This is a genomic window from Bartonella sp. CR84HXZ (genome assembly GCF_042194535.1).
GTDB lineage: Bacteria > Pseudomonadota > Alphaproteobacteria > Rhizobiales > Rhizobiaceae > Bartonella > Bartonella grahamii.
Genome location: NZ_JBHIMY010000033.1, coordinates 1 through 6,165, shown reverse-complemented (window position 1 = coordinate 6,165; position 6,165 = coordinate 1). Strand labels below are relative to the sequence as shown.

Here is a 6,165-nt window from a genome sequence, read left to right as displayed (position 1 = left end):
AGGGGATTCTTAAATTGCAATTCACATCCTCCTACAAAAGTTTTTTGAAGAATTATGGAAGAGCGGAGATCTGTGGTAAGGAAATATTAAGTGTTTATAATACAAATTTTGAAATTGCTCGTAGTGATGATATTGTTTATTATCACTTAACAGATATAAAAAATGGTTTAGCAAAACCACAGCAGCTTGTTATCAATAGAACAGATTTTGGTGAAACCTTTTACTTTGATTATACTCAGTTTCAGGATGGTGAGTGCCCGCTCTATCTTAGATTTCCACCTAGCGATCCCCAGTATTATGCAAGTAATTTTTATGAATTTCTCTGTAAAAGAATTATGGAACATGCTGGGGGGTAATGACGATGCAAACCAAAGATGTCACAGAGATTTTAAAAAGACTGGGCTGGGAGCCTTATCGTGATGAAGTGGGGGATACCTTTGCGCATTATCATTTTCCCGATCGCATTGTAGGCATTAGTTATGATGTTGTAGATTATGGAGAGGAGGGTGGAAAATTTCGGTTATCAGCTGATCTTACCACTGCTCCTTATTGCCTTTCTTGCGAATATGCTAGTGGTGAAGTATCACAGGATAAGTATGAAGATACGCTGTTTTCTGCGAAAGAGGATTTCGATGTTACAGCTTTAGATCTCTCAGAAAGCCATGTTAAGGAATCTTTAAATAGGGTTATTGCTTGGGCGCAAGCACAAGATATTGAAAAAAAATTACATGAAGAAGCTGCTAATCATTCTGCTGTTGCAGAAGCATTACTTGGTGATATTGAGGCTTTAAAAAGTTCTAAGTTTACACCCCAATTACATGTACCAGAATTTGCAGATTACAAAACAATAGGGTGGATTGAGCGCCTCATTCTTTTTGCGCAAGCTTATAAAAACGGGGAGTTAGATGACATTTTAGCGCGTAAAAAACCTAAACAGTGGTCGATGATTCTTACAGCAGCAACTCGCATTTTTAAAATTCAAGGGTGGTTTGCCACAGAGCTTGGGAAAATGTGGTTGGTTTTGCCGGATCGTTTTATTAAGTTAGATTTTGGCTTTGTACATCTCTATGATCAGTATAATGTTCATCTCGAAGCTGAAATATCTAATGAAGAGATTTCTTTGGCTTGCTTGTATATTCATTTTTGTGGACAACGTAATCTTGTACGACCTACGGATATTTATCGATCTTTTAATACGATTGGAGGAGAGAATTTTCGTGGGGTTGATAAAGGAATTGATATTTGTGTAGAGATATTGAATGAGCAAGAGTTGACAAAAATCTCTGAGCGGATAATACAATGGGCACGTGCCCAAGATTTACAAGCATCAATAGAAAGCAAAACGCTTATCCAAAAATATAGCTATTATCCAGCTGTGATTTGGCATTTGGCTTGTTTAGCATTGACAGGTCAAATTGATGTCCTAAAATCCTATCAAGATTCTATCGCAGAGGATAAGATTCCTGAGCATTTGCAAAATCTTGATGAAGAACTGGAGGGGTATGTTAATCACGCTGTTGAATTTGCTGAAAGACATCTGAAAATCCTTAATGAGCGAGAGGCAGCAGAAGCACATCTTAGTCCACAAGTTTTGATTACTTTCAATAAAGTTACAGAGCAATTAAAAGAAATGGGTTGGACAGTTTATCGTGATAAAAACTACAATCGCAATGCTTATTTTGTAAGTAAAGACCGTATCATCAATATAATGTATAACCTTCAAAGTGATGAAGAAGAGCCGATTGTTGTATTTAAGGCTTCCCTTTCAACACTTGGTTTTTCCACTGCTCATAGAGAAATTTTCTATAATATGCCTCAATATATAGCCATCAAAGAAGCAGAAGAAGTTTATACAGTTTCTAGTACTGAATTGGATGAAGGCAAGCTGAAACAGATCAGTGCGGATATTCTTGAATGGGCTGATCGGCAAAATGTGAATCAAATCATCTATGATTATGTAGCTTTTCCCCCAGACAGTGAACTTGATCTTGTAGCGCGTCACCTTATTGCGCTTGTTTTGATTGGGGATGTTGAAAAGCTCAAATCTTATAAGGAGAATTTTAGAAAGGGAAATCCTTTAGGTTTTGTGGAAGAAATCTCAAAATATAGAATTGATAATCTCCTCACTCTTGCACGGGGTTATCGAGCAGGTTTTCCGAAAAACGCTCCGATTTTAAGCTTGGATCCGCAAACAGCATCTGTTGCTTCTAAAACAACTTCTGTTGAAGTGGCAGAGGAAGTGGATGAAGCAGATGACACTGATGATCGTCTCACTATGGAAAGTGCAACAGCACTTTTAAAAAGTCTAGGCTGGTCAACCGAGAAAATCAATGAGAATGACCATATGGCAAGCTATCAATTGGCCGATCGTGAAGTAGATATTCTTTATAACGATGAAATTGCCAAAGATTACCCGCAATTTGATAGCGCCTTTATGATTAGCACGGGCATTCTTTCCACCGCTTGCAAATTCATTGATCCTACCCACACAGAAGATATTCCAGACATACAGCTTAATTTTGAAGCAAAGGGGTTAGAAATCTTTGAACCAGAAGTCACTGCGGATCGCTTAAAGCAAGCACTTGATGATGCGCTAGAATGGTCAGTCAAAGACATTGATTTTTCTAAAAGGCTACGCTCTGATTATGGTAGAGCTCCTTGGCAACAGGATGCAAAGTCCAAAACAGACAATAAGGATTATGCTTTGCTTCATCTTGGCGCTCTTGCCTTATTGGGTGATGTTGAAACCTTACAATCTTATCAGAAAAGCTTTACGGCAGGGGATCACCTAGGCTTTGACGAGAGCATCCAACAGCTTCATCTTGAACGTGCATTAGCTTTAGCCAAAGAAGTAGCAAAGGTGAAGCAAGTGAGCTACGCTTTAATTAAACAGGTGGCAAAAGGATTTCGATAATCACTCAGAGTTTTCTAGCGAGGAATAACCTACTTCTTGGAAGGAGAGTTTGTTAAGTCTATTTAGAACAAAGAATACATTGATTATTTTGAAAAAATTGAAGGGGCTTATGAATCATGAAATGGATAAAGAAAAAAATTATGGGAGCAGCTGAACCTGTGGAATTTAAAGGTAAAAAAGTTTATCAGGGAGATGAGCTGTTTGAGCCTGAAACAGTTTCTTCTTGGAAAGGAAAAGGACAGATAGTAACAGGTACAAATGTGGAAAGAATGGTATCAGGAAGAGCTCCTATTGGAATCGATTGTAGGCCTATTATGTTATATCCTATGACACAAGAAGGTCCTATGGCTGAGGTTCTCTACTCATTTTATCAAGACAAGAGTTTTGTTGCGCCTATGAAGCCAAAGGAAAATTTTATCAGAAAAGTTATTTGTTGGATTTCAAAAAAAGACTCCTCAGCAAGAAAAAAGAAAAAGTAATTATTGCAAATATTGAAATAATGTCCCTAAAAGGCGCTCTCTAAGCTTTAATGATCATCCCCTTTAATTACATCATATATTGTAAATGCGAGATGATTTTACAGATACAGATGAGAAAAGAGCTCCTTCAAGAAAATATCCTCTATATTCTATCGATGTAATCCCAATTCCATTGGCTATAGTAGAGAATATTGATCAGTAGAAACACTCATTATGAGTAAAAACACACTGTGACTTATGGAGAAAAATTTATGAAAAGTTATACTTTATTAGATGTTGCACAATATGTTGATATGCATAGTCAGGTTATTAATTTTGGTACTCAAGATAATGCACCTGATGATGTACGGATTAAAACAGCTGAGAACACTCTCGATTTACAATTTACCTCTTCCTATAAGGGTTTTTTAAAAAATTATGGAGGCGGAGAAGTTGGAGGTGAAGAAATATTCAGTATTTATGAAATCTGTGCTGGTATTCCTGCTGGTGATATTGTTTACCGAAATTTACTCGATAGAAGAGATGGCTTTACGAATCCCAAACAACTTGTTATCTGCACAACTGATTTTGGTGAAACATTTTACTTTGATTATACTCAATTTCGGGATGGAGAGTGCCCACTCTATCTCAAGTATACATCTGAAGATTCCGAATATTACGCAAGTAATTTTTATGAATTTCTCTGTAAAAGAATTAAAGAGTATGCAGGGGAAGATTTATGAAAACCTATACCTTAGATGATGTTGCAGTATTAATTGATAAAGTTAATAAATATAATGATGATATTATCAATTTTCGTACTGAAGAAAATGCGGCTGATAATCTACAGATTGAAAAGGTGGAGAAAGCTCTTGGTTTGAAATTCACATCTTCTTACAAGAGTTTTTGGAAAAAACTATGGAGGAGGGGAAAAATGAAAAAAATCTTAAAACTATTGAGCAGCATGGCTCTCTTAAGTACAGCTGGATGTCAATTAGGCAATCCTCCCCCATCGACTTTGGTTTTATGGGAAAAGCCTAGAGCAGATCGGGCTGTAATCGAACAATCACTTTTAAAATGTGGTTGGAAACCGGTTTATGCTTCTTCTAGTGATATGAATTCGTATGCAAGTGAATTTGCTTCAGTATATGAGTGCATGAAAAAAGCAGGTTTTCGATATAAATTGCAGGATTCAAAGGGGATTTATTTTACACAACCTCCGAAAAGTGACTCGTTCCTAACCGATCTCATGATAGCTGGATATCAGCAATTTATGGACAATGATACTTTTGGTCTAAGCAATACGAGCAAGAAGGAACGGGCCATGATAACTCATTTTGAGAATGAAAGAAAACGTCAACAAACAAGAAAATCTTTGCAAAAGCGATCATCAAAGCATCCTACCCATTCTTAAAGAGTTAGTTGAACAAAAAGCACGAATGATGGAGGGAGTCAAAATAGTGTCCTTCTTTATTCAAGCGGATGAGACGTTGAATCTAATGGTTGATCAGCTCACAAACAAGGCAACAGTAGGTTTTCTTTCCACTTATTTTTTAGAGAATGTGCGTTTTGATCAGCCTCACAGAATTCTGGAAGCCAATCCGACAAATAGAAAAGGTATTGTGATCAATAAAGGGGCATGTTTTCGCTTTTATCATGGTGGTGAGAATTTGGGGGTAGGTACCTCTTTTACCGCGTTCCAAGGCGTGGAAGGATTTTTTTTCAAGGAGATCTCGAAGCAGGAAAGGATTATTATATATATCTCACTCGAGAAGATCATGAGAGTGAGATATACAGTTCTTTTTCGCAAAATCCGACGGTTTCTGATGGCTATACAGAGAAGAATTCTCTAAAGATCGGTGGATTTCATACGCTTTGTGCGGATGTTGGTGAGATTGAAGGACATCCTTTATCGGGTTATCAAGCAGGGGATATTTTACCCAATTCTGTTTGGTGTTTAAATCACCGCCCATGTAGTAGTCCAGAAGGGATGGTTTACAATCCGTGGCATAATATTTGGGTTGATATTTATCTTCAATCAGGGACAGGTGTAAATGCAAAGTCGGCATATGGTGTTCCGATTACGACCAATCGTAGCTATGCGGATCATGCATTTGATTTTTGGTCTGTTAATAAGAGATTTTTGACGAGTGATGAGTTTTCGCCATGCATGTATGGAAGTAATCAAGCAACCAGTATTGTCGGCAATCAAGCGCCTTCTCTTAAGACGTCTGGAGGACACGTTGATACAAACAATAGACGGATGATTTCGCATATTGGTTGTGAGGATGGTTGCGGTTATGTGTGGCAATATTTGTCTGGTTGTTATCCAGTGACTAAATGGCATACAGGGGAGCAAGGAAGTAGTTTACGTGTAGACATAAATGTTATGTTGGGAGGAGGCGATTGGACTGGTGGCTCTAACAATGATCATCTTGTACGGAATTTTGCGCATTCTCGTTATGTAGAAGATGAAAAAATAGGCGCCCGTGGATGTAGCGACCCATTTTATTATAATTAGTGCGAGATTGATTAGAACATCATTTTATCCAGCCCCACTTTTGTGGGGCTTTTTTTTATGGAGCGTCAGATGAGAAAGATATCGAAAGAAGGATTAGAGCTTATCAAACAATGGGAAGGTTTGCGTTTAGAGGCTTATAGAGATACGGCATGTGTTTGGACGATTGGTTATGGTCACACCAGCAATGCGGGTCATCCCCTTGTCAAAAAAGGCATGTGTATTAGCCAAAAGCAAGCAGAAGAAATCCTTTGTGAAGACTTAAAGCAATTCGA

At 37.7% G+C, this 6,165-nt stretch carries 7 protein-coding genes and 1 pseudogene; all 8 read left to right on the top strand.

Annotated features, from left to right (window positions below):
• The coding region (locus ACFIKD_RS08575) for an SMI1/KNR4 family protein (RefSeq protein ID WP_375647766.1) at positions 1-356 on the top strand (356 nt) is incomplete at its 5' end.
• Positions 357-361: 5 nt separating this feature from the next.
• Positions 362-2,942: pseudogene (locus ACFIKD_RS08570) on the top strand (DUF6990 domain-containing protein).
• 88 nt (positions 2,943-3,030) lie between these two features.
• Positions 3,031-3,393 carry an HNH/ENDO VII family nuclease gene (locus tag ACFIKD_RS08565; protein WP_375645137.1) on the top strand — a complete coding sequence of 121 codons (363 nt, stop codon included), beginning with the start codon at positions 3,031-3,033 and terminating at the stop codon, positions 3,391-3,393.
• A gap of 251 nt (positions 3,394-3,644) precedes the next feature.
• Positions 3,645-4,115 carry an SMI1/KNR4 family protein gene (locus ACFIKD_RS08560; RefSeq protein ID WP_375645138.1) on the top strand — a complete coding sequence of 157 codons (471 nt, stop codon included), beginning with the start codon at positions 3,645-3,647 and terminating at the stop codon, positions 4,113-4,115.
• A gap of 191 nt (positions 4,116-4,306) precedes the next feature.
• Entirely contained in the window at positions 4,307-4,786 is a 480-nt protein-coding gene (locus ACFIKD_RS08555) for a hypothetical protein (protein ID WP_375645141.1), read from the top strand.
• Positions 4,716-5,225, top strand: a complete 510-nt coding sequence (locus tag ACFIKD_RS08550; RefSeq protein ID WP_375647764.1) for a hypothetical protein — start codon at positions 4,716-4,718, stop codon at positions 5,223-5,225. Before ACFIKD_RS08555 ends, ACFIKD_RS08550 begins: the two co-directional genes overlap by 71 nt.
• A complete protein-coding gene (locus ACFIKD_RS08545; RefSeq protein ID WP_375647767.1) occupies positions 5,129-5,893 on the top strand; it encodes a hypothetical protein in 765 nt (254 codons plus the stop codon). Before ACFIKD_RS08550 ends, ACFIKD_RS08545 begins: the two co-directional genes overlap by 97 nt.
• Positions 5,894-5,962: 69 nt before the next feature.
• A partial coding sequence (locus tag ACFIKD_RS08540; RefSeq protein ID WP_375647761.1) for a lysozyme occupies positions 5,963-6,165 on the top strand: 203 nt, incomplete at its 3' end.

Bases quoted from the DNA above. Each gene is read 5' to 3' on its own strand.
- ACFIKD_RS08565 (WP_375645137.1), top strand. From the start codon at position 3,031: ATGAAATGGATAAAGAAAAAAATTATGGGAGCAGCTGAACCTGTGGAA.
- ACFIKD_RS08555 (WP_375645141.1), top strand. From the start codon at position 4,307: ATGAAAAAAATCTTAAAACTATTGAGCAGCATGGCTCTCTTAAGTACA.
- ACFIKD_RS08560 (WP_375645138.1), top strand. From the start codon at position 3,645: ATGAAAAGTTATACTTTATTAGATGTTGCACAATATGTTGATATGCAT.
- ACFIKD_RS08550 (WP_375647764.1), top strand. From the start codon at position 4,716: ATGAAAGAAAACGTCAACAAACAAGAAAATCTTTGCAAAAGCGATCAT.